Origin of the sequence: Rhodovulum sp. MB263, from assembly GCF_002073975.1 — a bacterium.
Classification (GTDB): Bacteria; Pseudomonadota; Alphaproteobacteria; order Rhodobacterales; family Rhodobacteraceae; genus Rhodovulum.
Genome location: NZ_CP020384.1, coordinates 3,413,577 through 3,439,533 on the forward strand (window position 1 = coordinate 3,413,577; position 25,957 = coordinate 3,439,533).

The 25,957-nt window shown below is 64.0% G+C and carries 30 protein-coding genes, 1 tRNA gene and 5 pseudogenes; 17 read left to right on the forward strand and 19 right to left on the reverse strand.

The window, feature by feature from the left end; genetic code table 11:
- The first annotated feature begins 17 nt into the window (after window positions 1-17).
- The 4 genes from B5V46_RS15800 to B5V46_RS15815 all read left to right on the forward strand — a co-directional run bounded on the left by B5V46_RS15800 (window position 18) and on the right by B5V46_RS15815 (window position 4,652).
- On the forward strand, window positions 18-695 hold the full coding sequence (locus B5V46_RS15800) for a type 1 glutamine amidotransferase (protein WP_080617490.1): 678 nt from the start codon (window positions 18-20) through the stop codon (window positions 693-695).
- A 3-nt stretch (window positions 696-698) separates the two neighbouring features.
- Complete coding sequence (locus tag B5V46_RS15805) at window positions 699-2,054, forward strand: glutamine synthetase family protein (protein WP_080617491.1); 1,356 nt, start codon at window positions 699-701, stop codon at window positions 2,052-2,054.
- Entirely contained in the window at window positions 2,051-3,349 is a 1,299-nt protein-coding gene (locus tag B5V46_RS15810) for an FAD-binding oxidoreductase (RefSeq protein WP_080617492.1), read from the forward strand. The genes B5V46_RS15805 and B5V46_RS15810 overlap by 4 nt, the downstream gene beginning before the upstream one ends.
- Before the next feature lie 88 nt (window positions 3,350-3,437).
- Entirely contained in the window at window positions 3,438-4,652 is a 1,215-nt protein-coding gene (locus tag B5V46_RS15815; RefSeq protein ID WP_080617493.1) for a DegT/DnrJ/EryC1/StrS aminotransferase family protein, read from the forward strand.
- Between the two features lie 229 nt (window positions 4,653-4,881).
- On the opposite strand, the gene rlmB is transcribed toward B5V46_RS15815, so the two are convergent.
- Window positions 4,882-5,685, reverse strand: coding sequence for a 23S rRNA (guanosine(2251)-2'-O)-methyltransferase RlmB (rlmB, locus tag B5V46_RS15820; protein WP_080617494.1), 804 nt, complete (start codon window positions 5,683-5,685; stop codon window positions 4,882-4,884).
- A 109-nt stretch (window positions 5,686-5,794) separates the two neighbouring features.
- Here rlmB and B5V46_RS19915 point away from each other — a divergent pair.
- Window positions 5,795-5,878: transfer RNA gene (locus B5V46_RS19915), tRNA-Tyr, on the forward strand.
- Window positions 5,879-6,056: 178 nt separating this feature from the next.
- On the opposite strand, the pseudogene B5V46_RS15825 reads toward B5V46_RS19915, so the two are convergent.
- Both B5V46_RS15825 and B5V46_RS15830 read right to left on the reverse strand, forming a co-directional pair.
- A pseudogene (locus tag B5V46_RS15825) lies at window positions 6,057-6,371 on the reverse strand (transposase); the annotation flags it as partial.
- A 7-nt stretch (window positions 6,372-6,378) separates the two neighbouring features.
- Window positions 6,379-6,582 (reverse strand): annotated as a pseudogene (locus B5V46_RS15830) (integrase core domain-containing protein); the annotation flags it as partial.
- A 332-nt stretch (window positions 6,583-6,914) separates the two neighbouring features.
- On the opposite strand from B5V46_RS15830, the pseudogene B5V46_RS19920 reads away from it, so the two are divergent.
- The 4 genes and pseudogenes from B5V46_RS19920 to B5V46_RS15850 form a co-directional block, all read left to right on the forward strand.
- Window positions 6,915-7,058: pseudogene (locus tag B5V46_RS19920) on the forward strand (IS5/IS1182 family transposase); the annotation flags it as partial.
- A 374-nt stretch (window positions 7,059-7,432) separates the two neighbouring features.
- Window positions 7,433-8,586 (forward strand): annotated as a pseudogene (locus B5V46_RS19925) (IS3 family transposase).
- A 24-nt stretch (window positions 8,587-8,610) separates the two neighbouring features.
- Window positions 8,611-9,906 (forward strand): methyl-accepting chemotaxis protein, encoded by a 1,296-nt coding sequence (locus B5V46_RS15845; RefSeq protein ID WP_080617496.1) that lies wholly within the window; start codon window positions 8,611-8,613, stop codon window positions 9,904-9,906.
- A 147-nt stretch (window positions 9,907-10,053) separates the two neighbouring features.
- Complete coding sequence (locus tag B5V46_RS15850; protein ID WP_080617497.1) at window positions 10,054-11,022, forward strand: IS5 family transposase; 969 nt, start codon at window positions 10,054-10,056, stop codon at window positions 11,020-11,022.
- A gap of 334 nt (window positions 11,023-11,356) precedes the next feature.
- On the opposite strand, the gene B5V46_RS15855 is transcribed toward B5V46_RS15850, so the two are convergent.
- From B5V46_RS15855 to B5V46_RS15870, 5 genes are all read right to left on the reverse strand, one after another.
- The gene (locus B5V46_RS15855; RefSeq protein WP_080617498.1) at window positions 11,357-11,695 is read right to left on the reverse strand and encodes a bacteriophage spanin2 family protein; all 339 of its coding nucleotides are present in this window, start codon (window positions 11,693-11,695) and stop codon (window positions 11,357-11,359) included.
- A complete protein-coding gene (locus B5V46_RS19930; protein ID WP_231119151.1) occupies window positions 11,692-11,925 on the reverse strand; it encodes a glycoside hydrolase family protein in 234 nt (77 codons plus the stop codon). Before B5V46_RS19930 ends, B5V46_RS15855 begins: the two co-directional genes overlap by 4 nt.
- 719 nt (window positions 11,926-12,644) lie before the next feature.
- Complete coding sequence (locus B5V46_RS15865; RefSeq protein ID WP_155774094.1) at window positions 12,645-13,355, reverse strand: RES family NAD+ phosphorylase; 711 nt, start codon at window positions 13,353-13,355, stop codon at window positions 12,645-12,647.
- The gene (locus B5V46_RS19935) at window positions 13,352-13,762 is read right to left on the reverse strand and encodes an MbcA/ParS/Xre antitoxin family protein (protein ID WP_155774095.1); all 411 of its coding nucleotides are present in this window, start codon (window positions 13,760-13,762) and stop codon (window positions 13,352-13,354) included. Before B5V46_RS19935 ends, B5V46_RS15865 begins: the two co-directional genes overlap by 4 nt.
- A gap of 599 nt (window positions 13,763-14,361) precedes the next feature.
- On the reverse strand, window positions 14,362-15,030 hold the full coding sequence (locus B5V46_RS15870; protein WP_080617500.1) for an outer membrane lipoprotein carrier protein LolA: 669 nt from the start codon (window positions 15,028-15,030) through the stop codon (window positions 14,362-14,364).
- 34 nt (window positions 15,031-15,064) lie between these two features.
- On the opposite strand from B5V46_RS15870, the gene B5V46_RS19940 reads away from it, so the two are divergent.
- Window positions 15,065-15,739, forward strand: coding sequence for a hypothetical protein (locus B5V46_RS19940; RefSeq protein ID WP_155774097.1), 675 nt, complete (start codon window positions 15,065-15,067; stop codon window positions 15,737-15,739).
- A gap of 160 nt (window positions 15,740-15,899) precedes the next feature.
- On the opposite strand, the gene B5V46_RS20905 is transcribed toward B5V46_RS19940, so the two are convergent.
- The 6 genes and pseudogenes from B5V46_RS20905 to B5V46_RS15895 all read right to left on the reverse strand — a co-directional run bounded on the left by B5V46_RS20905 (window position 15,900) and on the right by B5V46_RS15895 (window position 20,841).
- Window positions 15,900-16,229, reverse strand: coding sequence for a bacteriophage spanin2 family protein (locus tag B5V46_RS20905; RefSeq protein WP_369822843.1), 330 nt, complete (start codon window positions 16,227-16,229; stop codon window positions 15,900-15,902).
- Between the two features lie 943 nt (window positions 16,230-17,172).
- Window positions 17,173-17,994: pseudogene (locus B5V46_RS20910) on the reverse strand (minor capsid protein); the annotation flags it as partial.
- Window positions 17,987-18,742 (reverse strand): anti-CBASS protein Acb1 family protein, encoded by a 756-nt coding sequence (locus B5V46_RS15880; protein ID WP_196774271.1) that lies wholly within the window; start codon window positions 18,740-18,742, stop codon window positions 17,987-17,989. The gene B5V46_RS15880 and the pseudogene B5V46_RS20910, both read right to left, overlap by 8 nt.
- A 4-nt stretch (window positions 18,743-18,746) precedes the next feature.
- Window positions 18,747-18,980 carry a hypothetical protein gene (locus B5V46_RS15885; protein WP_080617503.1) on the reverse strand — a complete coding sequence of 78 codons (234 nt, stop codon included), beginning with the start codon at window positions 18,978-18,980 and terminating at the stop codon, window positions 18,747-18,749.
- Window positions 18,980-20,236, reverse strand: coding sequence for a phage terminase large subunit (locus tag B5V46_RS15890; RefSeq protein ID WP_196774272.1), 1,257 nt, complete (start codon window positions 20,234-20,236; stop codon window positions 18,980-18,982). The genes B5V46_RS15885 and B5V46_RS15890 overlap by 1 nt, the downstream gene beginning before the upstream one ends.
- A gap of 95 nt (window positions 20,237-20,331) precedes the next feature.
- Window positions 20,332-20,841, reverse strand: coding sequence for a terminase small subunit (locus tag B5V46_RS15895; RefSeq protein WP_060836213.1), 510 nt, complete (start codon window positions 20,839-20,841; stop codon window positions 20,332-20,334).
- A 477-nt stretch (window positions 20,842-21,318) separates the two neighbouring features.
- On the opposite strand from B5V46_RS15895, the gene B5V46_RS15900 reads away from it, so the two are divergent.
- The 4 genes from B5V46_RS15900 (at window position 21,319) to B5V46_RS15915 (ending at window position 22,527) form a co-directional block, all read left to right on the forward strand.
- Entirely contained in the window at window positions 21,319-21,609 is a 291-nt protein-coding gene (locus B5V46_RS15900) for a type II toxin-antitoxin system RelE/ParE family toxin (RefSeq protein WP_080617504.1), read from the forward strand.
- Window positions 21,610-21,618: 9 nt separating this feature from the next.
- Window positions 21,619-21,906, forward strand: coding sequence for an addiction module antidote protein (locus B5V46_RS15905; protein ID WP_080617505.1), 288 nt, complete (start codon window positions 21,619-21,621; stop codon window positions 21,904-21,906).
- A gap of 146 nt (window positions 21,907-22,052) precedes the next feature.
- Window positions 22,053-22,325 (forward strand): BrnT family toxin, encoded by a 273-nt coding sequence (locus B5V46_RS15910; protein WP_080617506.1) that lies wholly within the window; start codon window positions 22,053-22,055, stop codon window positions 22,323-22,325.
- Window positions 22,306-22,527 carry a BrnA antitoxin family protein gene (locus B5V46_RS15915; protein ID WP_155774098.1) on the forward strand — a complete coding sequence of 74 codons (222 nt, stop codon included), beginning with the start codon at window positions 22,306-22,308 and terminating at the stop codon, window positions 22,525-22,527. The genes B5V46_RS15910 and B5V46_RS15915 overlap by 20 nt, the downstream gene beginning before the upstream one ends.
- Before the next feature lie 12 nt (window positions 22,528-22,539).
- Here the strand turns inward: B5V46_RS15915 and B5V46_RS15920 are convergent, their stop codons facing one another.
- Genes B5V46_RS15920 through B5V46_RS19945 form a run of 5 tightly spaced genes read right to left on the reverse strand, consistent with a single transcriptional unit; the run spans window position 22,540 to window position 25,046 of the window.
- Window positions 22,540-23,178, reverse strand: coding sequence for a hypothetical protein (locus B5V46_RS15920; RefSeq protein WP_080617508.1), 639 nt, complete (start codon window positions 23,176-23,178; stop codon window positions 22,540-22,542).
- Between the two features lie 10 nt (window positions 23,179-23,188).
- Complete coding sequence (locus B5V46_RS15925; protein ID WP_080617509.1) at window positions 23,189-23,833, reverse strand: hypothetical protein; 645 nt, start codon at window positions 23,831-23,833, stop codon at window positions 23,189-23,191.
- A gap of 10 nt (window positions 23,834-23,843) precedes the next feature.
- A complete protein-coding gene (gene ssb, locus B5V46_RS15930; RefSeq protein ID WP_080617510.1) occupies window positions 23,844-24,317 on the reverse strand; it encodes a single-stranded DNA-binding protein in 474 nt (157 codons plus the stop codon).
- Complete coding sequence (locus B5V46_RS15935) at window positions 24,317-24,865, reverse strand: hypothetical protein (RefSeq protein WP_080617511.1); 549 nt, start codon at window positions 24,863-24,865, stop codon at window positions 24,317-24,319. The genes ssb and B5V46_RS15935 overlap by 1 nt, the downstream gene beginning before the upstream one ends.
- 19 nt (window positions 24,866-24,884) lie before the next feature.
- Entirely contained in the window at window positions 24,885-25,046 is a 162-nt protein-coding gene (locus B5V46_RS19945; RefSeq protein WP_155774099.1) for a hypothetical protein, read from the reverse strand.
- On the opposite strand from B5V46_RS19945, the gene B5V46_RS15940 reads away from it, so the two are divergent.
- Genes B5V46_RS15940 through B5V46_RS15950 form a run of 3 tightly spaced genes read left to right on the forward strand, consistent with a single transcriptional unit; the run spans window position 25,045 to window position 25,954 of the window.
- On the forward strand, window positions 25,045-25,341 hold the full coding sequence (locus B5V46_RS15940) for a hypothetical protein (RefSeq protein ID WP_155774100.1): 297 nt from the start codon (window positions 25,045-25,047) through the stop codon (window positions 25,339-25,341). The genes B5V46_RS19945 and B5V46_RS15940 overlap by 2 nt on opposite strands.
- A complete protein-coding gene (locus tag B5V46_RS15945; protein WP_080617513.1) occupies window positions 25,338-25,694 on the forward strand; it encodes a hypothetical protein in 357 nt (118 codons plus the stop codon). Before B5V46_RS15940 ends, B5V46_RS15945 begins: the two co-directional genes overlap by 4 nt.
- Window positions 25,691-25,954 (forward strand): DUF2312 domain-containing protein, encoded by a 264-nt coding sequence (locus B5V46_RS15950; protein WP_080617514.1) that lies wholly within the window; start codon window positions 25,691-25,693, stop codon window positions 25,952-25,954. The genes B5V46_RS15945 and B5V46_RS15950 overlap by 4 nt, the downstream gene beginning before the upstream one ends.
- Window positions 25,955-25,957: the final 3 nt, after the last annotated feature.

A 25,957-nucleotide genomic window follows, 5' to 3' on the forward strand; every position in this document is an offset into this window, starting at 1 on the left:
CTAATCAAGAGACTCCCATGCAGATCGGTATCCTGCAGACAGGCCACGCGCCCGACGCGCTTCGCGCGGCGCATGGCGACTATCCCGACATGTTCGTCCGGCTGCTCGCGGGCCACGGCTTCGAGTTCCGGACCTGGCCCGTGCTCGACATGGCATTTCCGCCCTCGGTCCATGCCGCCGAAGGCTGGCTGATCACCGGATCGCGTTTCGGCACCTATGAGGATCACGCCTTCATCCACCCGCTGGAAGATTTCATCCGCCAGGCCCATGCCGAAGGCGTGCCGCTGGTCGGGATCTGCTTCGGGCATCAGATCATCGCCCAGGCCCTGGGCGGCCGGGTCGAGAAATTCGCGGGCGGCTGGTCGGTCGGAGCGCGCGACTACCGGATCGAGGATCGCGACTACCGGCTGAACGCCTGGCATCAGGATCAGGTGGTCGTGCCGCCCTCGGGCGCCGAGACCGTCGGCAGCACGCCCGGCTGCGCCCATGCCGCGCTGATCTATGACGACCGTGCCTATACCGTGCAGCCGCATCCGGAATTCGACCCCGCCTTCGAGCGGGGGCTGATCGAGCAGCGCGGCCCTGGCGTGGTGCCCGATGACAGGCTGGCCGAGGCCCGGGCCCGGCTCGACCAGCCCACCGACTCGGCCGCGATGGCCGCGCGGATCGCCCGTTTCTTCACCGAAAGGCGCTGAGCCATGCAAGACTGGCGCGACCAGCTTCCCGAGGCCGCCCTCACCTATCTCGAAGGGCGCCGCCTCGACGAGGTCGAGTGCATCGTGGCCGATCTCGCGGGCGTGGCCCGTGGCAAGGCGATGCCCGCGGCCAAATTCGCCACCCAGACCCGGTTCTACCTGCCGAACTCGATCTTCCAGCAGACCATCACCGGCGACTGGGCCGATATCGAGGGCCGGGCCTTCACCGAGCCCGACATGATCCTGACCCCCGATTTCAGCACAGCCTCGGCCGCGCCCTGGGCCAGCGACTGCTCGCTTCAGGTCATCCATGACGTCTTCGACCAAGAGGGCGAGATGGTGACGACCGCGCCGCGCAATGTGCTCAAGCGCATCATCAGCCTGTACAATGACCGGGGCTGGATCCCGATCGTCGCGCCCGAGATGGAATTCTTCCTCGTCGCGCGCAATACCAACCCCTCGGAACCGGTGCAGCCGCCGATGGGCCGGTCCGGCCGGCGCGCTGCGGGCCGTCAGGCCTATTCGCTGAGCGCGGTCGACGAATACGGTCCGGTGATCGACGACATCTACGATTTCGCCGAGGCCCAGGGGCTGGAGATCGACGGCATCCTGCAGGAAGGCGGCGCGGGCCAGGTGGAACTCAACCTGCGCCATGGCGATCCGGTCAAGCTTGCAGACGAGATCTTCTACTTCAAGCGGCTGATCCGCGAGGCGGCGATGCGGCACGACTGCTACGCCACCTTCATGGCCAAGCCCATCGAGCACGAGCCGGGCTCGGCGATGCATATCCACCATTCGGTGGTCGATGCGAAAACCGGGCTGAACATCTTCTCGAATGCCGATGGCAGCGAAAGCTCCGCCTTCCTGCATTTCATCGCCGGGCTGCAGACCCACATGCCCTCGGTGATCGCGCTGCTCGCGCCCTATGTGAACAGCTACCGCCGCTACGTTCCCGATTTCGCAGCGCCCATCAACCTGCTCTGGGGGCGCGACAACCGCACCACCGGGCTGCGGGTGCCGGTCTCGGAACCCGAGGCACGGCGGGTCGAGAACCGGCTCGCGGGGATGGACTGCAACCCCTATCTCGGCATCGCCGCCTCGCTCGCCTGCGGCTATCTCGGGCTGATCGAAGGCCAGGAGCCGCGCCCGGAATTCACCGGCGACGCCTATTCGGGCGACGAGGACATCCCCCGCAACGTGGCCGAGGCGCTTGATCTCTTCGAGGGGGCCTCGCCGATGCGCGAGGTGCTGGGCGAGGAATTCTGCACCGTCTACTCGGCAGTCAAGGAGCTGGAATACAAGCAGTTCCTGCAAGTCATCAGCCCCTGGGAACGCGAACATCTGCTCTTGAACGTATGAACCTTCTCTTCGCCAATGACCGCCGCGGGGTCTATCCGGCCAGCTGGTATGCCGAGACCACGCCGCCGCTGCCGCCCTTCGCGCCGCTCGATGGCGACCGGCGCGCCGATATCTGCATCGTCGGCGGCGGCTACACGGGCCTTTCGGCCGCGCTGCATCTGGCCCAGGCCGGGCGCGACGTGGTGCTGGTCGAGGCGCACCGGGTCGGCTTCGGTGCCTCGGGGCGCAATGGCGGACAGGTCGGGTCGGGGCAGCGGCTGCACCAGGACGCGCTGGAACGGATGCTGGGCGACGGGCCCGCGACCCGGCTCTGGCATCTGGCCGAGGACGCCCGGACGCTGGTCTCCGATCTGATCGCCCGCCATGACATCGCCTGCGACCTGCGCCCCGGCATCGTCTATGCCGAATGCACCGCGCGCGGCACCCGCGACGCCCATGCCTATGCCGAAAAGCTGCGACGCGACTACGATTACGACCTGCTCGAACCGCTGAGCCGCGACGCGCTGCAGTCCATCGTCGGCGCGCCCTGCTATCGCGGCGGGGTGCTCGACTGGGGCAGCAGCCATCTGAACCCGCTGGCCTATGCGCTGGGGCTGGCCCGGGCGGCCGGGCGGGCAGGCGCCACCATCCACGAGGCCACGCTGGTCGAGCGGGTCGATGCAGGGTCGGTCGTGGTGACGGATCGCGGCCGCATCATCGCCGACCGGGTGATCCTTGCCGCCAACGGCTATCTCGGCGGGCTCGAGCGGCATGTCGCGGCCCGGGTGATGCCGATCAACAATTACATGGTCGCAACCGAGCCCCTGGGCGAACGCGCGGCCTTGGTGCTGGCCCGCGACGTGGCGGTCGCCGACAGCCGCTTCGTCGTCAACTATTTCCGGCTCTCGCCCGATGGACGTCTGCTGTTCGGCGGCGGCGAGAGCTATGGCTACCGCTTTCCCGACGACATCCGCGCGCTGGTGCGCAAACCGATGCTGAAGGTCTTTCCGCAGCTTGCGGATGTCGCGCTGACCCATGCCTGGGGCGGCACGCTCGCGATCACCCGCTCGCGGCTGCCCTGCCTTGCCACACCGGCGCCGGGGATCTTCTCTGCCTCGGGCTTTTCGGGCCATGGCGTGGCGATGGCAACGCTGGCCGGCCGGGTTCTGGCCGAAGCCGCACAGGGCGACAGCGCGGCTTTCGAGACCTTCGCCCGCATCCCCTGCCGCCCCTTCCCGGGAGGCGGCGCCTTCCGTACACCGCTTCTGGCGCTGGCCATGGCCTGGTATGCTCTGAGGGACACAACGGGCATCTGATCGCTGCCTTCGCCATCCTGTCACATCTGTCGGGCAGATCCGCGCGCATATCGTCCCACAGGAAAACGACATGAGGAGATGGCGCCGAATGACCTGTTCCCGCAATGTCTATGACGCCGAGCCGATCCCCGAGAGCGCCGGCGCCGAGATCGAACGCCTGCTGCAAAGCGGCGATTTGTTCCGCTATACCGCCGCATCCAATGCGCCGGTGACGCTGCTCGAACGCGATTTCGCCGCCATGATCGGCCTGCCCTATGCGCTGGCGGTCTCATCCTGCTCGGCGGCCCTGTTCCTTGCGCTCAAGGCGCTGGACCTGCCGCGCGGCGCGCGGGTCCTGGTCCCGGCCTTCACCTTCGCCGCCGTGCCCTCGGCGGTCTTGCATGCCGATTGCGTACCGGTCCTGGTCGAGGTCGGACAGGATTTCCGGATCGACCTCGATGATTTCGCAACCCGGATCGACGAGGACATCGCCGCCGTCCTGATCAGCCACATGCGCGGGCACACCTCTGACATGGACGCCATCGCCGCCGCCTGCGCGGCGCGCGGGCTGCCGCTGATCGAGGATGCGGCGCATTCTCTGGGCACGCTCTGGCATGGCCGCAAGATCGGGACGCTGGGCCGGATCGGCTGCTTTTCCTTCCAGTCCTACAAGCTGGTCAATGGCGGCGAGGGCGGGATGCTGGTCACCGACGATCCCGATCTGATCGCCCGCGCCGTGATCATGTCGGGCGCCTACGAGCATAACTGGAAAAAGCATGACGGACTGGCGGCCAGCTTTGCCCGCTGGCAGAACCGACTGCCGCTTTACAACATGCGCATGCAGAACCTCTCGGCCGCGGTGATCCGTCCGCAACTGCCCGAGATTCCGCGCCGGGTCCGCGACGGGCGGGCGGGGCACGACCACGTGGCGGCGGCTCTGAACCGCTCGCCCTGGCTTTCGGTGCCGCCGCCGCTGCCGCCCGAAACCCGCGCCCCGGATTCGATCCAGTTCAACCTGGTCGGCTTCAGCGAGGATGACGAGGCTCGCGCCTTCCAGGCCGAAGCCGCCGCGCGTGGGGTGCAGGTGCAGGTCTTCGGACTTGCCACCGACAATGCCCGGGCATTCTGGAACTGGGGCTTTCTCGAGGGGCTGCCGGGCGGGCGGCAACGCGATCTTCCGAAGACCCGGGCGATGCTTATGCGGGCCTGCGACGCGCGCCTGCCCGCGCATCTGCCGCGCGCCGAGCTCGACCGCATCGCCACGATGCTCGTGGCCGCTGCCGAGGCGGTGAAAGGCGCCGATGCGCGCGCCTACGGCACTTGACCCGGTTGACACGGCAGGGCCCTGCGGCGACAAGGTGACAGTAAAAAAAGCGCCCGGAAAAAAAAACCGGGCGCCAGTCGCGGAACGAGGGACAGTGAAGCAGGACGAAACCGTTCCGGGGCTCCGTCCTTCTTCTGTGAGATGGTGACTCTGCTGCGGCTTGTCCAGTTCGATCATGCAAGTGTGATCTGAGCGGGCCTCGCCTGCCTGCATGGGCCGATGCCGGCCCTCAGCCCTCCTCCGGACCGGCAGCCTGCGCCTCTGCCGCCGCATAAAGCGCCACCGCCGCCGCATTCGAGACATTGAGCGAGCCGAACCCGCCCGCGGCCGGGATCCGCACCAGCCCGTCGCAGGTCTTGCGCGTCAGTTCGCGCAGGCCCGGCCCCTCGGCGCCCAGCACCAGCCCGACCGGCGCGGCGCAAGGCCCGCCAAGCCCCTCGGCCAGCGTCTGCCCGGCCTCGCCGTCCAGCCCAAGCAGCCTGTAGCCCATCTCCTTCAGCTCCTCCATCGCCCGGGCCAGATTCGGCACGCGCAGATAGGGCTGGCGTTCCAGCGCCCCCGAGGCGGTCTTGGCCAGCGCCCCGGTCTCGGGCGCGGAATGGCGATGAGGCGCGATCACCGCACGGGCGCCGAACACCTCGGCCGAGCGCAGGATCGCGCCGACATTATGCGGGTCGGTCACCCGGTCCAGCAGCACAGTCAGGGCCGGACCCTGCCCCGGCTCGCAGACCGCGCCGAGCGTGCCCCAGTCCAGCGGCTTCACCTCGAGTGCCGCGCCCTGATGCACCGAGTCCGGATCGAGCGGCGCGGCAAAGCGGCGCGGGTCGCTGATCTCGGGCGCGATCCCGGCGGCGGCGATGGCCGGAGCAAGCCGGTCGGCCGCGTTCCGCGTCACCACCAGCCGCAGCTTTTCGCGCCGGGGATTCTCCAGCGCATCGCGCACAGCGTGCAGCCCGAACAGCCAGACGGTTTCAGCCGCCGCGGCCCTCCGCGCACGTTCCTTCTCGATGACCCAGGTGGGTTTCTTGGCCACGTCATTGCCCCTTTCCGACAGGCGGCGACCATGGCGCCTCGGCGACGCCGCCGCAAGGGATTTTCCTGTTGACGCGCCCGCGCGCCTTGCGTATCCAGCGCCTCACTCAGGGCGACGCGCTGCAAGGTGCGGCAGCGGACTGTAAATCCGCCGGGGAGACCCACGCCTGGTTCGATTCCAGGGTCGCCCACCATTTACCCTTTATTTACAGGGGAAAATGGTGACATTCCGATACTCCCAGTCATCGCCTGGCAGGACTGTTTCGGGCATGGGAACAGCGTATACTCACGAATTCGTGGCCGCATGTCGCAGCATCAAAGCCGTCGCGGCTCGCACGGTCATTGACTGTTAGGGTCCAGACTCATTGAGTTTCACAGCCAGAACAAGACGTTTGCGGCGAGCATGATCGCAGAGAAGAAGGTTTCCGGGCACCGGTCGTATCGGGTGGCGACACGCCTCCAATCCTTCAACCGCCTGAACATGATCTCGATGCGGTTGCGCCGTTTGTACCGCCTCTTGTCGTATTTCACCGCCTTCTTGCGGGATTTCCGGCCGGGGATGCAAACCTTTATCTCCTTGTCTTTCAACGCTTCTCTGAACCAATCGGCATCATAGCCCCGATCGGCCAGAAGCCAGCCTGCCTTCGGCAGACTGGCCAGCAGCGCCGCCGCGCCGGTATAATCGTTTGTCCACTTAATCTTCTTGGCTATCGAATGACATGACGGTTTCGATGGGTCGTCGCCCCATGTTTCGGTAACCCAGATGCGGGCGCTCGGTGTTGTAGTGGACGAGCCAGGCGTTGAGATCGGCCTGGAGGGCCTCGACAGTCTCGTAGAAGGTCTCGCGCATCTTCACGCGGAAGAACTCCTCCAGCACCGTGCCATTGAACCGCTCGACGAGGCGCTCAGCAATGTGACACGAAAGTCGGTTTTGCTTGGCATCTTACAATATTGGAAGTGGCGCGCTGGGGAGAACTAAAATTCTCCATCCTGATCAATGATGTGTGGTGGAAAACACGTGCGAAACGTGCCATTGGATATCCATCGCTTGAAGCCGTCGATGAAAAACGGCTGCGCCACTTCCCTTCAAGATGAGCCGAACTCCGAACACCTTGGTCCGCTGCGCGCACGCTCACCGCCGTTCGTCCCGGGCGAGGCGAAGGACCGCAAGCAACCCCAAAACGGCCGCCCCCAGGGCGCAGCCGTGACGAACTTGTCCCATAGGCCCGCCGGGGCGTGGAGGTTACCTCGAGCCGCCAGGTGGACAGCCCTCTGCTGCCCGAATTGCTGATGCAAATCCCCGCGGGCAAAGAGCTCTCCACTGTCACCGCGGATGGCGCCTGTGACACAAGGCGATGCCAGGCCGCGATCACCTAACGCGCTGCCGATGCGTTCATCCCCAGACGCCGCAACGGGCACGCATCACCATCATGAACCGCTTCAACGCACTCGGTGCCGCCGAGATCGAAGCTGTCGCATGAAACCGCGAGGGTAAGGGAAGGTCTCCTTTTGTCACGCAATAGCGCAACAACGCCGAAATGACAGGCCGGCGCGATCAAGAAATTAAGAGTGCTTCAACGCATCACCCTTATGCATCTTGCGGACACTGCCACGGAGGCGATGATGTGGTTCAGGCAACGCTCAAATTCTCATGGTTCAAAGACTGTCTGAGCTACCCCCCGAAATTCGGACAGTGACGTAAGCTACGATTTGCAGTCTGCTGATCTTCGACGAGAAGGAGATCAGAGATGTCGAAACGCAAGCAGCACGCGCCTGAGTTCAAGGCGAAGGTCGCGCTGGAAGCCCTGAAGGGTGAAGAGACGGCGGCCGAGCTGGCGAGCCGGTTCGGAGTGCATCCGACGATGATCCATCAATGGAAGCGCGCCCTGCTCGAAGGCGCGTCCGGCGTGTTCGAGCGCGGTGGCCGCAAGAGACCCGAGATCGACGAGGAGCAGGTGAAGGAGCTCCACGCCAAGATCGGGGAGCTGGCGGTGGCCAACTCTTTTTTGGAACGAAAGCTGAAGCCCTGGGGCGGGAAGTGAGGCGCGGTATGATCGAGCCTGACCATCCTCAGCTGTCCATCGGTCAGCAGTGCAGGCTGCTGTCGATTGCGCGCTCGTCCTATTACTACGAGCCGAAGGGAGAGACCGCACAGAACCTCGGCCTGATGCGGCAGATCGACGAGCAGTTCCTGTAGACGCCGTTCTTCGGTGTCCGCCAGATGACCTGGCACCTGCGCAATGACGGGCATCTCGTGAACGAGAAGCGAATACGCCGGCTAATGCGCCTCATGGGGCTGATGCCGATTTACCAGAAGCCCAACACGAGCAGGCCGGCGAAAGGACACAAGACCTATCCTTACCTTCTGAAAGGGCTGCACGTGGATCGTCCGAACCAGGTCTGGTGCTCGGACATCACCTACCTGCCCATGCGCCGCGGGTTCCTATACCTCATAGCGATCATGGACTGGCACACGCGCAAGGTTCTATCCTGGCGGATCTCGAACACCCTGGAGGCCGACTTCTGCGTCGAAGCACTGAGCGAGGCCATCCACAAGTTCGGCCCGCCCGAGATCATGAACACGGATCAGGGCAGCCAGTTCACGTCCTGCGCCTGGACCGACCGGCTCCGCCGATCCGGTGTGCGCATCTCGATGGATGGGAAAGGCCGATTCCTCGACAACATCTTCATCGAGCGGCTGTGGCGAACCCTGAAATACGAATGCGTCTACCTGCATGCCTGGGAGACCGGATCAGAGACGAAAGGGGCTATCCGGAAATGGATGACCTTCTACAACCACCAGCGTCCTCACTCAGCCCTCGGCGGCAAGCCACCGGCGCTGGTTTATTGGCAGAGAAATGATATCAACAAACCCGATCAGCAGGTGCAAAGAGTAGCTTAAATTACGCCAGATACTGTCCAACCGATGGGGAGTAGCTCAGTCAACAAAGCGGATGCGATCATTCAGATTGTAGAGCGCACCCAGGCAGTGATCCACTTCACGCCCGACGGCATGATTCTGGATGCAAATAACACCTTCCTGCGTGTTCTAGGTTATACCGCGGCCGAAGTCGTTGGCCGGCACCACAGCATGTTTGTACAGGAGGAGTATCGCCACTCTCAGGCGTACCGGCAGTTTTGGGACCGCCTGCGCGCCGGAGACTTTTTCTCGGACGAGTTTCCGAGGATCACCAAGAACAACAAAGTCATTTGGATTTCCGCAACCTATGCCCCCGTTTTTGACGAAGACGGCAAAGTGGCCCAGATTACGAAGATCGCGACAGAGATAACCCGACAGCACGAAACGCTCCGCACGATTTCGAAAGGCCTCGAGGCGCTCAGCAGTGGCGACTTGACGTATCGCATTGATCTATCTTCTCAGGACCGAATGAAGGAGTTGGCGGACAGCTTCAACGCCGCTTCGGAGAAGATGGCGAACTTGATCAGGCAGGTCAAAAGCGTGTCTGAGACCATCGACGGAATGTCAAAAATAGTTTCCGGGAATGCCGATGAACTGTCCCGCCGTACCGAAACGCAGGCTGCCACCCTGGAACAGACGGCTGCGGCGGTCGATCAACTAAACCACGCCGCCAAAACAGCCGCGAACTATGCGTCCGAAGTCGCCCGCGAGGCCGAGGACACCAAGAAAGCAGCGGGGGACAGCAGCAAGGTTGTCAATGACGTAACCGCAGCCATGCAACGGATAGAAGAATCTTCAAAGTCGATTTCCCAAATCGTATCGGTGATCGACGACATCGCGTTTCAGACGAACCTACTTGCGTTGAACGCCGGGGTCGAGGCGGCGCGTGCAGGGGAAGCAGGGCGCGGCTTTGCGGTGGTTGCATCCGAGGTTCGGCAGCTGGCGCAGCGGTCTGCGGAATCCGCGAAGGAAATTAAATCCCTGATAAATCAGAGCAGCGAATACGTACATGATGGAGCGAACTTGGTGGGCAAGGCCAGCGGCGAACTTGGCGGAATTTTCAGTAGCGTCGACCTGATAAGCGAACGCATTCGAGAGGTCGTGAGCGGCCTGCAGGAGCAGACAACATCGCTCGCGGAAATCAATACCGCAGTCTCGCATATGGATACGGTAACGCAGAAAAACGCAGCCATGGTCAATGAAGCCGCCGGTGTGACATTGGAGCTATCGAAAAACAGCTCATTCTTGTCTGATGCGATTTCGATTTTCACGGTCGCACCAACACACATGGCTTTGCGCTAAAGATCTGCCTGTTGGGTCATAATCTCCTGATTAGGCTGCAGACCCATTGATTTCAGGCATTTGGCATGATTCAGGCTCCGCAAGGGCTCTGTTGCACAAAGCTCGTGGGCGATTCACCTCGTGAATCCAGCGTGATAGCTGGAGGGGATGAGCAGCCCATCCACCCCGACCTACAAGATCAAGAACTGGCGGTCCTATAACGAAGCGCTCAAGCGCCGGGGCTCGCTGACGATCTGGTTCGATCCCGAGATGACGTGGGAGGCCGGGCCGATCGGCAAGCGCGGCCGGCAGCCCACCTACAGTGACGCCGCCATCCAGACCTGCCTGACGATGAAAGTCCTGTTTGGCATGGTCGACATTGGAGCGCCATTGGTCCGAGCGAAAATGTCGACCCGGCAGACGACAGGCTTCGTCGAGAGCCTTCTGCAGTTGAGCGGGCTGGACTGGTCGGTGCCGGATTTCAGCACGCTGTCACGCCGCCAGAAGACCCTGAACGTGAACATTCCGTATCGGGGATCGGAGGGACCGCTGCACCTGCTGATCGACAGCACCGGCATCAAGGTCGAGGGTGAAGGCGAGTGGAATGCGCGCAAGCATGGCGGCGCCAAACGCCGCATCTGGCGCAAGGTTCACCTCGGGATCGATGAGAAAACACTGGAAATCCGGGCGGTGGAGTTCACCAGCAGCGATATTGGCGATGCCCCCATGCTGCCGGAACTGCTCGACCAGATCCCGCTCGATCAGGAGATCGACAGTGTCACCGCAGATGGTGCCTACGACACGCGCAAGTGTCACGACACCATTGCCGACCGGGGCGCCCACGCCGTCATTCCTCCGCGAAAAAATGCCAAACCCTGGAAGCCTGGCAGCGCAGGCGCGATTGCCCGCAACGAGGCGCTGCGCGCATCGAAACGCCTGGGCCGGAAGATCTGGCGGAAGTGGAGTGGCTACCATCGCAGAAGTCGGGCCGAAACCAAGATGCACTGCATGAAGCTGTTGGGCCAACGCCTGATGGCGCGGGAGCCTGACCGGCAGGTTGCCGAGCTTCAGGTTCGTGTCGCCGTCATGAACGGCTTCACCGCGCTCGGCATACCCGTGACCGAGGCCGTGGCATAAGTGTGTCCGGGAAAGGGGTAGCTCCGTCGTCAGCGGCTTTGTGCAACAGAGCCGCTTTCAGCGAGTGGTAGTGAATTTGTCACTCGTGCAGCAAATGGTCGGATTCCGCCCAGACTTCCGAGATCCAGCTGACTCTGCGTCGAGACGCGACGAAGGTCCGCTCTGGAGAAGCTCAGGCGGTTCCAGCAACGACTCCGGATGTCGGCTTCCCGCCCTACGCCCCACACAGGCGCCCGGTCAGCGCCACCAGATCCCGCTTCTCGGCTGCGGACTGCACAAGCCCGTAGTTCGCGGCGATCCGTCGAAACCGCAGGACATACTGACAGCGGAACTCTCAGGCCCGGCGGCGTGTGACCGCCTCGCCGATCCGCCGCCCGATCTCGCCTGGCGAGGGGGCGATCCATCCGATCAGGGCGACCAGGACGATCCAGGGCGGGATGACGTTGACGATGACTGTCTCGACGCGCTCGGCGCGGAGGCGGTTCTCGGATTGCTCCTGGCGGATCTCGCGGGCGCGCGGCCGCACGATGGAAGGGGCATTCTCGACCTTCTGGCCCTGGACGTTCTCGGCCCCGGCCTGGACATTGGCGGCGACCTGCGGCCCGAGCGGCACCGGCAGCCCGCCGCAGCCTGCCAGCAGCAGCAGCAGCAGCACGAGGAGGAGCGCCCTCATGCGCCCGACCAGCGGAACGGCGCCCCGGCCGGCACGCCGTCGAGCCCCTCATGGCAGAGCTGGCGGGCCTTGTTGCGGCGGATCGCGAGGCCGCGCACGCCCTTGCCGCCCGCAAAGCGCCAGCGCGGAAGCTCGTCGCAGGCGCCGCGCAGGTCGCCCGCATTCAGCTTGCGGATGCGGTCACGGTCAGACCCGGACCCGCAAGCGTTGAAAGCTCTGGAGGGAGGCAAATTCGTCTCGCAGTCGGAAATGCCCTTTTCCGAGGTGGCGGACAGACACCCGCTCCAACGCAACCACGTCGCATCCAGCCAGCTGCGCCAATTGCCCTATCGCGACCTTCTCCCCGCGGAACAGGGGATCGATCGGAAAGGCGATGTCGCCGCAGAATCTTTGCATGGAGCTTGCGCCGCCCCTCGCCGCGAGTCGGGACAATAAGGACGATGCCCGCTCGAACGCATCATGCCGCACAGTCAGCGGCAACTTAGGAAAGGTAGTTCCGGGGATGGCAGGGAGGCTCTTGGCCAAACGAGACTTCCGGGATCAGGCAAAGGCAGGAATGCCCTTACCTTACGATCGCGAGCTCAACTGGGCAACGCCACTCCGTGTTCTGTAAGTTCCGCCTGCTGGGTCAGCAATGTGACACGAAAGTCGGTTTTGCTTGGCATCTTACATCTTGGAAGTGGCGCGCTGGGGAGGGTCGTATTTTCCGCGCCTCCTCAGCGCCTTGCGTTGCAACGCCCCCGAAACCGGCGACCAATGAAATCAATCGGTTGAGGTGGCGGATGCAACGCAGGTCCGGAGCATCAAAGACCATGCGGCAGGCCCCATCCAGGCGGTTGCTCCGCCCAGCACGAACGTCCGATGCCCGGTCTCGTGCTTGCTGACGCTTTTCAGACGACCCCCGAACCCGGCTCCCGCCCGGCCAGAGGTTCCAACCGTCCGTTGTCCATCACCCTTGCGTCAGATCGAAGATCGCGCGGTCGCCGCTGATCCGGCGGACATAGTCGATCTGTCGGCCGTCCCAGTGATAGCGGTAATGATCGGCCTGGCGCGGCGGCTCGACCACATCAGGCCAGAACGCGCCGATGCAGGCGCCCTCGGGGTTGCGGACGCTGGGATAGACGATCCCGTTCGCAGCCTGCGCGCGTAACTCCGCCGCGAGCGCTTGCGGTGCGGCGTAGCTTGCCGGATCCGGATCGAGATAGGCCTCTGCCCCGCCGCCGCGCAGGTCAACCAGATCGGCATCGACCGCGCCGACCAACTCGCGGACCTCGGAGACCCAGCCCTCCGCCTCGTGGCTGTCGGCATAGACGCGCGCCATGTGATAGCAGTGCTCGCGTAGCGCCGTTTCCAGCGTGTCGCCCGCGTAATAGACGCCATAGGAACCGTCGGAAAACCGCGTCGGCCGGTCCTTCGAGACATGCACGAAGGGCGCCATCACCCAGGACATGCCCTCGCCGCCCCGGCGCCGGTGCGCAGGCACCAGCGACAGATCGCCATGGCTTTCCGCAAGGCGCGGATTGGTCCGCTGCACCGCCGCAGAGATCAGTTCCCAGTCGCGCGGATCGGCGATGTCGTCATAAAGGTCGATGGGCGGGAAATGGGACAGGACCAGGCGATAAGTCTGTGCCCAGGCGACGCGCGCCGTGGGGAAGGTCACCACCCGCCCCGCGCGCTGTCGAGATAGGCCCGGACGCGCTGGAGGTCGTCCATGCCGCCTTGCCGCATCACGTCGAGCGGAGACCGGCCGCCGAAAGCTTCGTTCGGCTTGGTCACCCAAGCGTATCCGCGGGCAGGCTCCTGAAACAGGATCCGCAGCGCCTTGTGGATCCCCAGAAGGTTCGACATGCGGTCCGCCAGATCGCGGCCGACGCGGCCGTAATCGCCCGCGCGCCATCGCCGGTAGGTCTTGACCGACAGGCCCCCAAGCAGCGTGGCTGCATCCTCATCGCGGACGCCCCAGCGCTCCATCAGGTTAAGCACCGCACGCTGAAGGGCGGCGGTCTCTTCGGGGGAATAGCCTACGCCTGGCGCAGGGCTTTCCTGAAACTCCACGGGTTGCAGCATCGCGCGCCTCCTTTGTCTCCAAAGTAACGCATCGAGGACAAAAGTCCACAAAGGGTTTCCGGAGCGTTCGATTGACACTGTCGTGTCGGCGGGCGGGCCCGTCACGATGAAGACGAAGTGCCGGTCAATGATGGGACAGTCGTCCGCAGCACGCAGCGTCACGAGGGCATGGTCCTCGGCCTCACTTTCTGGAGGCCATTGATTCCCGAAGACAGTGCCATGCACGATGTTCTTGATATAGCCGCTATTTACACCGCATTTTATCCTGTCTCATGTGATTTCGGTGTCTCAGTTTCTTTGCGCAGTCTTTGCGGCGCGCCCTTGGCGCTGCCCATGTCTGATCATCCCCTGCCACCCGCTGCCACAGGAACCGTACCTAGGACGGCGCCGAGGTCCTGATCGATGTGTGGGAACTGCCGTGAACGGCCCTGATGCCCGCACCTGCGGCACGCCCCAAAACAGCATCAAGGCGCCCGAACACTACCAAGCAGAAGATCATGCGGATACGAGAGATCGGCCACCAACTGCTCGTGCAGTGAGGTGCCCCCTTGACAGCGGAAAAGCGCATGCAGTCATACTAAATCTACAGAAATTAAACGTCATCTCTTCTGATAAGGGGAGCTTATACGGAAGAGGCTATTAGGTATTTTGTCCATCCTTGTTGTAGAGTTGATCTCCACCGAAACACGCCCACTTCCAGAACCGGTTAAAATCCACCCCTTAAGGAAGACGGGTTGATTATTAAATACTAATGCAACCTTCCCTCGGTAGGCGCCGCTCGGCCTTGCAAAAATATACGTCTCCCTGTCCCTGCGCGATGCGCCTGAAATGGCGTCGTTTCCCGCAATCCCCAAAGGTCCGCTGAGGAGTGGCTGAAAGGGTGAACTTTCGTAATCAGAAAAAGTTGGCCCCTCGTTGTTCTTCGGGTCGAATACAGCCAAAGTTCGCCCATCACAAACTATCACCACATCCTTGGGAATATCATACTCAAGGCGTATCCGCCCGGGGCGCGAAATATAGAAAACCCCCCTCTGCACCTCACCGCTTTCATACCTCTCGACGAATCGCCCCGTCAAGTTTTCATTCTCCACAAGCCACTTGTGTGCCAATGTAACATCCACATCGGCTGAAGCGACACAGGGAGCAATAAAGATGTAAAAAAAACAATATATTAATAGTCGCACACTCACCCCTCCAAACATCACATATGGCGCGTTGCGCCGATTATACACCAGCACACAGAAAGCGAACACCAAAAGCGACGCCACGTCCCACGCGCACTTTCAATTTCGGAACAAAAAAATGGAAAACGACGAAAGATTATCAGCTCTGGAAAAGACCCTAAATTCCGCCCTCGCACCCTTCAGGTTTGCGCTTCGAGCAATCAGAAAACTGTTCAGCGTTGGCGGGCTTGCCTCAATTTTTTTAATCTTAAATATAATTTACTTTGCGTCCGAATTTGTAGAAAACTGGACGCGCAGAGTTATTGAGAGCAATAGAGTTTCCGGCAGCATCTCCGCAATGCAGGGCCTTGTGCTTGATATGGAAAGAACTTTGCAGAAGGTTGTCGCCCAGTACGACCACCAAGATCTTCCACTATTTGTCGCAAATCACGAAAGAAATCGTCATTTCTGCATGACTGCCGCTAATGGCGCCTTCAATCAGAACGGCATATCCCCTCACGCCATCTCCGTTGGATCGATCTCCGGCCTCTCTAGAGATGACACTTTCAACGCGCGGCATATTGTTAAAGTTATTTGTGAATCTAATTTCTTTGCAGTTTCAGGGTCTGGTTTTGACGAAGATTTCTTGCGCGACGTCGTTGCCTCCGTGGCGTCTCGAATGGCGGAAAATCTCGGCGCAGAGAAGCTTATCAGCGGTGCCGGCGAAGAGAAAATATCGAATAGCAATTCCAGCAACGCAACATCCCCCGAGCCCCCGTCAATTGAATCTCAGATAATGCTTCCGGAAGAGTAGTTACGCGATATATTTTCCATTTCTAGCTCCTGTGATTTTTACTGCAGGATAGCTCGCACTTGTTCACCAGAGCTTCAACGCAGGTTCTGGTGGCGCCTGTCTGCGTGGTGAGGCGGTGTTGGCGCACCGCCTTGCCCCCGCCCGAAAGCGGAGGAAACTCTCAGGCCCGGCGGCGCGTGACCGCCTCGCCGATCCGCCGCCCGATCTCGCCTGGCGAGGGCGCGATCCAGCCGATCAGCGCGACCAGCACGATCCAGGGCGGGATGACATTGACGATGACGGTGTCGACGCGGTCGGCGCGGAGGCGGTTCTCGGATTGCTCCTGGCGGATCTCGCGGGCGCGGGGCCGAACGATGGAAGGCGCGTTCTCGACCTTCTGCCCTTGCACGTTCTCGGCCCCGGCCTGGACATTGGCCGCGACCTGCGGCCCGAGCGGGACCGGCAGCCCGCCGCAGCCTGCCATCAGCAGCACCAGGAGGAGCGCCCTCATGCGCCCGACCAGCGGAACGGCGCCCCGGCCGGCACGCCGTCGAGCCCCTCATGGCAGAGCTGGCGGGCCTTGTTGCGGCGGATCGCGAGGCCGCGCACGCCCTTGCGCCTATGTAACGATCATAGGCCAGCCTCGTCTTATAATATCCCTCTCCGTGGCCGAAAGCGATGCGGATCTTGCCCGCCGTTCCGGCTTCGAAAACGTCCTGCATCCCCGCCAGAGGGCTATCGTGCAGCACACGGCGCCCGAAGCGGTTCGGCAGATCATGGAGCAGTTGATAAACGTCCTTCCGGTTCCAAGCCGCGCCAAACGCGATCGCGTCCGTGGGCCGGATCTCATTGACCCCATAAAGGGCCTTTACGCCATCCTCCCCCAGCGGGGTCATTTCATCCAGGATGCGCTTGGCATCGGTCACATATCCGCCCGCGTCCGCCGCGAGGATGACCCGTCGGAACTCTTGTTCCGCAGCGGTCTCGTTCTTCGCGATAGCCTTTCGCAGCGCGGTACTCCCCGCGCGGTCATTCCTGAACATTCCGCTGCGGGCTGTTTCCAGGGCCTTGTTATCCGCGGCCAGCTCGTCGACTGCGGCGAACGATGCAAACCGCTGCCCGTCGCCAAGGTTCCGGTCGATGTGGTGCCCGAACTCGTGCCGGAAAACCCTCTTATAGGCCACCGTTCCCGGTGTATGCTTGCCCATGGACATGCGGCCTTCGTGGTCCATGTAGGCGCCCGGCTTTCCCCTCACCATGCTCGTCAGGTCCGGGGTTTTCTGGATCACCCGCAGCGCCGGTTCCGGGGCGCCGTCAAATGCGTTGTGGCTGTTCGCCCGTGCGACAGGCATGGCCTGCATGGCTTGCGCGGCCGTCATCGGGCGCCCTTGAGCCGCCGCCTGCGCTGCCGCGCTGGTTTCCCCGTGCCGGGTGCGCGGCACAATCGGAACCCATGCGCACCGGCAATTCGGATGCACCGGGATAAGGCCCCGGGCCTCGTCCAGGGTATAGGGGCCGCCGCGGGCCAGCGCCTCGCATTGCGGGCAGACGGCATTGTCCTTGGCCGTCGCGAACTCTGCCTCGAGCGCTACCCCTGCGACCCCGGCTTCCTGGTAGGCGTTCAGGCTGGCATCGGCATGCGCCCGGATGACTTCCGTCCGTGCCATCATGCGGGCACGGGTGATCCCGATCTTGTGCACCCGGTCGGTCAGCGCCCGGCTGATCTCGCGCGGCCCGAGCCCCTGGCTCAGTCCCTCGGCCAGCGTGCGGCTGATCTGCTGATCCATCGCGTCGGTGATGCCGCGCAAGTCGCTGTAGGCGCGCGTGTAGGCCAGCGCCACGCGGTCCACATGGAACGGACGGGTGAATGCCTTCTCGACCCATTCCGGCGCTACCGTGGCGCCCTGCGCGCGCATACGGGATGCCGCCTGCGCGATCCCCTTCTGGTAGGCGTTGCGCACGTAGAGAGACGCCCATGAACGATTGCCCGCGCTGTCCAGGCGCTCGCCACGGCGGATCTCCAAGATCCCCGCGTCCTGCTGCTGCTGCAGCCAGTCCATGAAGGCCGCGACCTTCTGGTCCGAACGGGGCTGGTCGAAGCGGCCGCGGTTGGTCTTGAGCCCGAACCCGTCCTGCCGGTCCACTTCCTCCCGGATCTTGGCCGCGAGCTTGCGAAACCGCCGGGCGGTGGCTGCTTCGAACTGGCGGCGCAGGGTTGTGGTGCGCGTCGGATCGTATCGGTGGGCGGCGTTGACCTTCAGGCAGGCCTCACACATGGCGCGCCGCGTTGAACTGGATCACGCCTTCGGCCCCAAGGTCGTCATCCTCGGCCACCTTGGGCTGCGCGGCCTTGTAACCCAGCGTCTCGCGGAATTCGGCGGGCGAAACGATCAGCTCCGCCCCCGGCGCGTTGGCATAGGTCGCGATGGCCTGCGCGTTCTTCTCGGCAATTTCGGCCCGCGCGACCTCGCCCAGCGTGTCGTTCTCGGGCCATGCGATGCCGTCCGCCCCGGGCGGCAGGATGCCCAATTCCGTGCAGCGCGTCAGGAATGGCATGGCGATGCTCGGCCCGGCGTACTGCTCGCGGCGCTCCTCGACCCGGCCCACGAAATTGTTCTCGTCCTGGCTGGATGCCAGCTCGCCCGCCTCGCTGCCGATCAGGATGCGCTTGGGAATGCCCGTGGCCCCGGCGATCATGTCGATCTGCTTGTCGATGTGGTTGGCCGGGTCGGCGCCTTGCAGGCCCGGGGCGATGTTGCTCGCGTCGACCCCGCGCGTCCGCAACCAGCGGCGCAGGCCATGCTGCATTTCCTCGACCTGCGCCTTGAGGGCTTCCGCCTCGTCGGGGTCCCACTGCACTTCCAGATCGGCCTTGAGGTGCATCAGCATAGCGACGTTCTGCCAATACATCTCGGCCGAGCCGCCCAGCAGCTTGTCCAGATCCATGAGCCTGTTCCAGACCCGTTCCAGGCGCGGCGTGCCGATGCTCTCGTCTTCGAGCGCCCGCTCCGCGATGTGGATCACGCGGCTAGGCGTCCACGATCCGGGAGGCAATGTCCTGCCGCAGATAGGCGTCAACGTAGTCCTCTGGCGTGAGGCTCAGCGGATAGCCGAGCGTCTCGTAGAGATCGCGCGCGCCGTTGAAGCTCTGCCCCGCACGGCCCGCGAGGATCTTGCGGGACACGAGCGCGCTGCCCGTGTTCGCACGGACAGCATGGGCCAGCGGCGCGCCGTTCGGCCCGAGAAGCGTGCGGTCACTCATTACCAGGTCACTTTCGTATGGTTCGGTCCCAGCATCAGCTCGGTCAGCGCCCAGACCAGCGCGTCGGCCCGGTCGGGCGATCCCTCACCGATGAAGCCCGAGGCCGTGAAGTTGCAGAGCTGGTCTTCGAGATCGGGGAAGTCCCCGACATGGTGGACGCGGCCCTGTTCGTAGAGCGCGCTTATCGGCTCGGCCCGGACGACCTTGCCCCGGCTGGCGGAAACCTCTTTGAAGCTCGCGTCCTTGTCCGCGGTCGACACGGTGAACCGCACCATGTCCCCGCCGAAATTCCGCTCTCCGACGATCCGGTCGGCCCTGTGCCGGTGATAGAGATCGACGGCCCGGCGGCCCCACCCTTCAGGCGACAGATTGCAAGTGCCGTCCTGCAGAACATAGCCTTGACCGTCGAAGCTGACCCCGGCGGCAATGATCCCGATATTGTCGCCGCCGCCGTCGCCACGCGTGCCCGAAGGGTCCACCGCGATCACGATCCGGCGTAGCTCGGGGGCGGCTGCCACCCGAAGGCTGTCGAGCCCCGGCATGGTCTTGCCGTCCGGGGACTTGCGGTCTTCCAGCGCCCAGAGCGCCCCGTTCACGTCGCTGGCCCACTCGCCCGCCTCGAACCGGAGCCGCTTGGCCGCCGACATCGAGGCCAGCACCTCGAAATACTCGGGCGGCAGGTTGTCTGCATTGTCGGCCGGGTTGACCCGCATTTCGGCATAGTCGCCGGGTTTGGGAAGGGCCTCTTTCGTGCCGGGCTTCACCTTCGCCCGGAACAGTTGGTAGCTCCAATGCAGCTTGGACGGCGGGTTGCAGTCGAAATACGCCTTGAGCGTCAGGAACGCCCGGCCGGTTGCCGCCGCGATCTCCGGCGCCAGCGCGCATTTCTGAGCGAGCCGGGACATGGCCATTTCGACCGAGCCCCATGGGATCTGGCTGCTCTCGTTGAAATAGAGCGTGGCATATTCCTGCCCGAGGATCTTCTCGACCCGTTCCTTGTCATCCAGGCCCGCGATCCAGACCTGCGACCCGTTCGGCAGCTCGACGTAGAAGTCGGTCTTGTCGAACCGGACCAGCAGAGCCGGAAAGCAGAGCTTCAGCACCTTCGGCAGGGTGTCCGACCATACCGAGGTCTTGGCGTGGTTGAACCGGAACCGGAAGATCACATGCCGGGAGCCGGGCGCGTTGAGGGCCCGCTGGATGATGGCCCGCACCAGGATGAAGGTTTTCCCCGAACGCGATCCGCCCCGGAGCATGATGTTCCGCGCCGGTCCCGCCAGCAGCCGGTTCGCCTCTCGCTGCTTCGGCGTGAGCTTTGCGATGGGCGGGCCGCCGTTGTGCCCGATGCCGCTCACAACTCGGCGTCTTCCTGGTTGACCGTCAGACTGATCGCGCCGGTCGTGTTCACCTGGTCGCGGAACGCCTGCACGCTGACGTGCTTGCCGATCAGCTCAAGCCGCTTGATCCGCTCGGACAACTTGATCTTGACCGTCTGGCCGACCTTCTCGCCCTCGACCAGCGTCTCGTTCACGTCGAGCCCGGACACAAGCCCTTGCCGCCAGATCAGGGGCCAGTCCTTCACGGGCCTGATCGCTCCGGCCTCGTCCAGAATGTCGGCAAGGTCCGCTGTCACCTCGGCCGCCAGCCGCCGTAGCATCCAATCTGCGTCAAGCTGGGTGCGCTCCGACCGCTGCGCCTGCGCCTCGGCAATAGCCGCGGCAATGACAGGTTTTGTCAGGTTCTCCGCCCCGGTCTGCCGCGCGGTCTTCTCACTGTAGCCTGCCCGGATCGCTGCCTGTGTCGCGTTCAGGTCGACGAGGTACTCCTCGACGAAACGCCGCTGTTTCGCCGTGAGCGCCATTTTCGCCTCCGTCATTCCTTCGGTCGCACAACCGCCGATTTCGCGCCTTTCGGCAGTGACTGGGGCGGTGATCCATCCCCCGTCGCTTGCCAGCCCCCGACCAGCAGCCGGGGTTTGCCGCGAGATCGCTCCACCCGAAACCCGCGCGCGACCCAGCCCCCGACGCCCTGGACCCAACGGGCCGGGATCTGCGTCGGAGATGCCGCGAAGATGCGGGCGGCCACGATGGCCACCGCCAACCGCCACCGGGGCAACGAGATCCTGACGGAGAGGCGAACGGTATCGGACACGGCTGGTCCCCTATGTTTGCAGCGGCGCGGACCGCCCGATGATCGCGGAGGCCAGCCCCGCGCAGGGACTGGCCAGCTCGCCCTTCGGAATGAGGGGGACAAACGGGCGAGCTATAGGGGAGTGCCCGCGTGATCTTTAGGTCACTTTTCGCTTGATCGATCTGGCTTAGTGACTTATATTTCACTCATGAGTTACGAAATTCACCAGTCCGCCGAGTTCTCGAAATGGCTTCGCAAGCTGAAAGACCGCACGGCGCAAGCCCGCATCGCGATCAGGATCGCCCGGCTTGAAGCTGGCCTCATGGGCGACGCCAAGTTCTTCGACGGCATTGGTGAACTTCGGATCACCTACGGCCCGGGATACCGCGTCTACTTCGTCCAGCAGGGCGAGACGATCATCATCCTGCTCTGCGGAGGCGACAAAGGCTCCCAGCGCAGGGACATCGAAAAGGCCAAGACCATGGCCAAGGAAATTTAGGAAGCAACCATGCCTATCGAAACCACGCGCTTCGACGCGGCCGAATATCTCGACACGCCGGAAGCGCAAGCGATGCTGCTCTCCGACGCCTTCGAGACGGGTGACGCCGCCTACATCAAGCACGCCATCGGGATCGTCGCCAGGGCGCGCGGGATCAAGGACACGGCCGAGGCCGCCGGGATCACCCGGGAGGCGCTGCACCGCGCCTTGGGTGAGAAGGGAAACCCGAGGCTGTCTACTATCCTCGGCGTGACGAAGGCGCTTGGGCTGACCTTGAAGGTCGAGGCGTCGGCCTGAAACGAAAACAGGGGCTCGCGTTTCCGCAAACCCCTGACGATGATGCCAATGTCCCTTTTTTCGCGCGGAACGTCAAGCCCATACGATGACGTTATTTCTTGTTACTACACTATTGCGCGGCCATATTTTTGTGGTAACGTTAATTCATGGAAATCGAGTTTGACCCCAACAAGCGCCAGATCACCCTCGACCAGAGAGGCCTCGACATGGCCGATGCCGCCAAAGTGTTCGAGGGCGATACCCTGACGGTTGAGGACGACCGTTTCGACTATGGCGAGGTTCGCTATATCACAATCGGATACCTGTCCGGCCGTATGGTCTTGCTCGCATGGACGCAACGCGGCGCCGCCCGCCGCATCATCAGCATGAGGAAAGCCAATGCCCGAGAACAGAAAGCCTATGCCCCCGAACTTCGATGACGATCTGCCCGACCTGTCCACGCCGGAATGGCGGGCCAAATTCGCCAAGGCAAAGCCGCAGCGGGGCCGCCCGAAAGCGGCCCGGACGAAGGTTAGCACGACTATCCGGCTCAGCCCCGAAGTCTTGGAACATTTCAAAGCCGGTGGCCCCGGCTGGCAAACTCGGATTGATGAAGCGTTGAGGAAGGCGGCCGGCCTATAGGGGCACCTGCCCCTATTGCCGTCGCTCGACCACATCGGCCAGCTCGCGCAGCGCCTGCGCATAGGCGCGCCCGGCCACGGTCGGGGCGGTGTCGAACAGCACGAAGTCCTCCCACAGCGCGCCCCAGATCGCCCGCTGCTGCGCGCTTTCCAGGTTCCCGATGCAGCCCTGCCACGCCATCCAGTTATTGACCGCAGCGTCGGCCTTCTCGTCCTCTGTCCGCGTGTCCAGGTCCTCGTCGCCCGTGACCTCGAACCGTTCGCACATGGTTTCGAGGCGAGCCGTCTTCGCGTGCCTCCTGGCCCCCAGATACCGCCGCATATAGACCGCCTGCGCCCGGCATAGCCCGCCGAAGACGGACCACAGCCGTTCCGCTTCGTCAGGCGTGCAGAGCATATGCAGCACCCGGCCCGCCTCACATTCAAGGCTCGGCCCCCGGGCCTTCCGCATGTTCGCCGCGTTCGGTTTCCACCCCATCTGCCGACACCGGGTTTTCAGCGCCAGGTCGGCGGCTGTCTGGTCATAGTTGCTGGACGCCTTGCGCCCATCCGCCCGGCGCCGCGTTACCGGCGCCAACCCCGGCACGCCCGCCAGCTCGGCCTTCTTCGCCAGTTTCACTGCCCGCGCGCGGGTCTTGCTGCCCTTGCCCATATCCTGTCCCTTACCTCACACCGGCGGCCCGGAGGGCGCGGGGCCCAACGGCGTCCCTGATCCGCCCCAGCTCCGCGCGCATCGCCGAGACCTCGGCCAGCTTTTTCGACGCGGCCTCCTGCTGCTTTCCGGCCAGATCCGAAATCGCACGGATCTCGTGCTCGAGAGCGACCAGCCTCTCGGTCGCGGCCTCGATGCCTTCGTTGCCCCCATCGGGACCGAAGAAGGCCTCCCGGATCTCGGCTACCCAGCCGGGCATCACACCCAGCACATCGGCAACCGTCGCATCGGTGTCGTTCTGCCGGTAGCGTTCCGCCTCGGGGTCATAGACCTCCCGCAGCATATCCACGATCTCGCGGCGCTGTTCCCGGGAGGGCTGGCGCAGCCCCTCGGCGGGTTTCGCGGCCGGAACCGTCGTCGTCTTCGTCATGCCTGTCGCCTTTCGTTTCGCTTCGCAGGCCGGGCAGTGGAGCTTGCCCTTCACCTCGGCCCAGCCTTGCCCGATCATTTTCCGGTTTATCTGCCCCGCATCCGACACCCAGACCCGGCCGGGCCGATGCAGGTAGTTGCAGGTCACGACCTCCTCGCGCCCGCAGCCATCACAGACCACCCGCGCCCGGTTCACGCCTTTGCCCTTGATCTCGTGAATGCTCATCGGCCTGCTCTCAGAAGGGGATTTCGTCGTCGAGATCGGGGCCGCCATATCCGCCCGCGGGGCCGCCTGACGGACCTTGGCCGTAGCCATGGCCTCCTGCCCCCGAGCCGCCCCTGTCGCCTCCTCCGCTCTCCCGGCGATCCAGGAACGCGATTTCCCCGGCGAACGGGCGCACGGCGATTTCGGTCGTGTAACGGTCCTGCCCCGTCTGGTCCTGCCACTTGCGGGTTTCGAGCTTGCCCTCGACATAGACCTTGGAGCCCTTGCGCAGGTATTGCTCGGCGAGCCGGACCAAGCCCTCGGCCCAGATCGAGACCGAGTGCCATTCGGTCCGCTCGCGCCGCTCGCCGGTGTTGCGGTCCTTCCAGGTCTCGGAGGTGGCGATCCGCAGGTTGCAGACCTTGCCGCCGCTCTGGAAGGTGCGCACCTCGGGGTCGCGCCCCAGATGGCCGATCAGGATCACCTTGTTGACAGATCCGGCCATCAGGCGGCTCCCCTCTGCTCATCGGTTGCGGATTGGCCCGTTTCGGCCCCGCCGAACCGCTTCGGTCCGGTGAAGGCTTCCGCCGGGCTGAAACCGGCGGCCCGCATGGCCCGGGCCGCGGCCTCGGGGCTGCACCGCTCGCGGTCCTCGGGGGCCTCGGTCCCGGCCCACCCGCTGCGCGCCCGGACCCTGGTCGCGCGGACGGCCCGCATTTCGATGCGGCAGCGCTCCGCGATGTCACCCTCGAGGGGCCGCTTGCGGCGCTGCGGGTTGTCCGCGGACTTCCACCATTTCGCCGCCCGCTCGATGGCCCAATCGGGAAAATCGGCCAGAGCGTCGGCCCAATCCTCCATCTCGATCTCGCGCAGCGCCCGCGGCGTCTCCCTGTCGAAATACGGGGTCAGCAGCGCGCCGACGCGGGCCATGGTGCGCACCGGATCGCCAGGCCGGGAAAGCTGGGCCGCGATCATCGCCGCCGCCTCACGCTCGGCCGGCGCGGCGTGCAGCGACCGCAGCACACGCGTCAAATAGGCCAGACCCCGATCCACCTCGGCCGGAAGGCGCGGGTCAGCGAATACGGTAACCCATATCGAGCGCTGTATTGATCCGCGCTACCAGACTGTCGCTGTCCTGCTCTCTGGACAGCGCGGTCGTCTTCCGGGCCAAACGCACAACTGCTACAGCCTGCGCAGCCTGAACGAGGATCACTGTCGCAATCAGATAACCCATGCTCGGGTCTCCTTTGGATTTGGGGGGGCCGGGGGCGCGGCATCAGGCGGCGTCCCCGGAAATTTGCGGCGTGGGGTGGCCGACGACGCGACATCTGCACGACGACCTCAAGCGCCTCTGCGGCTATGTCGATGTATATCACAACCCGCTGACCGGGCGGGATGAAGTGCGCGTCCAGTCGACCGCTTTCGACAAGATGGGCGAAAGCGAGTTCGCCGCCTATTTCCGGCTCGCGCAGATGCGGTTCGCCCAGCAGATGGGCTTCGATCCGTGGGTCATGGGACGCGCGGCATGACCGATCTGTCCGCCCGCGGCCCGCTCGGGCTCAAGGCGCCGCGCGTGCCGGATGACCCGGCCCATCTCGCCCGCATCCGCGCACTGCCCTGCTGCATCTGCGCCGAATGGGGCCTGCCGCAGCTTTCACCCACGCAGGCGCATCACTGCATCCATGGCCGGTTCAGCACGCGCCGCGCTCCCGACTGCATGGCGATCCCGCTCTGCGAGGGCCACCACCAGGGCCTGCTCGATGGCTCGAAGCTCGCCCTGCAACAGGCCCCGAGCCGCTGGCGGCGGCTCTATGGCAACGACACCGACTGGATTTCGTGGGCCGAGGACCGCCTGCGCGAACGAGAGGAACAGACGATATGAGCGAAGAAGCCGAAACCGACGCGACCTACCGCGTCACCGCAGGCGAACTGCGCCAATTCATCGAGCGCTTCGAGCGCCTGGAGGGCGAGAAGAAGGACCTTGCGGACCAGCAGAAGGAGGTGATGGCCGAGGCCAAGGCCCGCGGCTACGACACCGGCGTGATGCGCAAGCTGATCGCGCTGCGCAAGCGCGACAAGGACGATATCGCCGAAGAGGAAGCCGTCCTCGAGATGTACAAAGACGCGCTGGGGATGGGCTGAGCC

Bases quoted from the DNA above. Each gene is read 5' to 3' on its own strand.
- B5V46_RS15800 (WP_080617490.1), top strand. From the start codon at position 18: ATGCAGATCGGTATCCTGCAGACAGGCCACGCGCCCGACGCGCTTCGC.
- B5V46_RS15805 (WP_080617491.1), top strand. From the start codon at position 699: ATGCAAGACTGGCGCGACCAGCTTCCCGAGGCCGCCCTCACCTATCTC.
- B5V46_RS15810 (WP_080617492.1), top strand. From the start codon at position 2,051: ATGAACCTTCTCTTCGCCAATGACCGCCGCGGGGTCTATCCGGCCAGC.
- B5V46_RS15815 (WP_080617493.1), top strand. From the start codon at position 3,438: ATGACCTGTTCCCGCAATGTCTATGACGCCGAGCCGATCCCCGAGAGC.
- B5V46_RS15845 (WP_080617496.1), top strand. From the start codon at position 8,611: ATGGGGAGTAGCTCAGTCAACAAAGCGGATGCGATCATTCAGATTGTA.
- B5V46_RS15850 (WP_080617497.1), top strand. From the start codon at position 10,054: ATGAGCAGCCCATCCACCCCGACCTACAAGATCAAGAACTGGCGGTCC.
- B5V46_RS15855 (WP_080617498.1), bottom strand. From the start codon at position 11,695: ATGAGGGCGCTCCTCCTCGTGCTGCTGCTGCTGCTGCTGGCAGGCTGC.
- B5V46_RS19935 (WP_155774095.1), bottom strand. From the start codon at position 13,762: ATGCTGCAACCCGTGGAGTTTCAGGAAAGCCCTGCGCCAGGCGTAGGC.
- B5V46_RS19940 (WP_155774097.1), top strand. From the start codon at position 15,065: ATGGAAAACGACGAAAGATTATCAGCTCTGGAAAAGACCCTAAATTCC.
- B5V46_RS20905 (WP_369822843.1), bottom strand. From the start codon at position 16,229: ATGAGGGCGCTCCTCCTGGTGCTGCTGATGGCAGGCTGCGGCGGGCTG.
- B5V46_RS15885 (WP_080617503.1), bottom strand. From the start codon at position 18,980: ATGAGTGACCGCACGCTTCTCGGGCCGAACGGCGCGCCGCTGGCCCAT.
- B5V46_RS15890 (WP_196774272.1), bottom strand. From the start codon at position 20,236: ATGCTCCGGGGCGGATCGCGTTCGGGGAAAACCTTCATCCTGGTGCGG.
- B5V46_RS15895 (WP_060836213.1), bottom strand. From the start codon at position 20,841: ATGGCGCTCACGGCGAAACAGCGGCGTTTCGTCGAGGAGTACCTCGTC.
- B5V46_RS15900 (WP_080617504.1), top strand. From the start codon at position 21,319: ATGAGTTACGAAATTCACCAGTCCGCCGAGTTCTCGAAATGGCTTCGC.
- B5V46_RS15905 (WP_080617505.1), top strand. From the start codon at position 21,619: ATGCCTATCGAAACCACGCGCTTCGACGCGGCCGAATATCTCGACACG.
- B5V46_RS15910 (WP_080617506.1), top strand. From the start codon at position 22,053: ATGGAAATCGAGTTTGACCCCAACAAGCGCCAGATCACCCTCGACCAG.
- B5V46_RS15915 (WP_155774098.1), top strand. From the start codon at position 22,306: ATGCCCCCGAACTTCGATGACGATCTGCCCGACCTGTCCACGCCGGAA.
- B5V46_RS15920 (WP_080617508.1), bottom strand. From the start codon at position 23,178: ATGGGCAAGGGCAGCAAGACCCGCGCGCGGGCAGTGAAACTGGCGAAG.
- B5V46_RS15925 (WP_080617509.1), bottom strand. From the start codon at position 23,833: ATGAGCATTCACGAGATCAAGGGCAAAGGCGTGAACCGGGCGCGGGTG.
- ssb (WP_080617510.1), bottom strand. From the start codon at position 24,317: ATGGCCGGATCTGTCAACAAGGTGATCCTGATCGGCCATCTGGGGCGC.
- B5V46_RS15940 (WP_155774100.1), top strand. From the start codon at position 25,045: ATGCTCGGGTCTCCTTTGGATTTGGGGGGGCCGGGGGCGCGGCATCAG.
- B5V46_RS19945 (WP_155774099.1), bottom strand. From the start codon at position 25,046: ATGGGTTATCTGATTGCGACAGTGATCCTCGTTCAGGCTGCGCAGGCT.
- B5V46_RS15945 (WP_080617513.1), top strand. From the start codon at position 25,338: ATGACCGATCTGTCCGCCCGCGGCCCGCTCGGGCTCAAGGCGCCGCGC.
- B5V46_RS15950 (WP_080617514.1), top strand. From the start codon at position 25,691: ATGAGCGAAGAAGCCGAAACCGACGCGACCTACCGCGTCACCGCAGGC.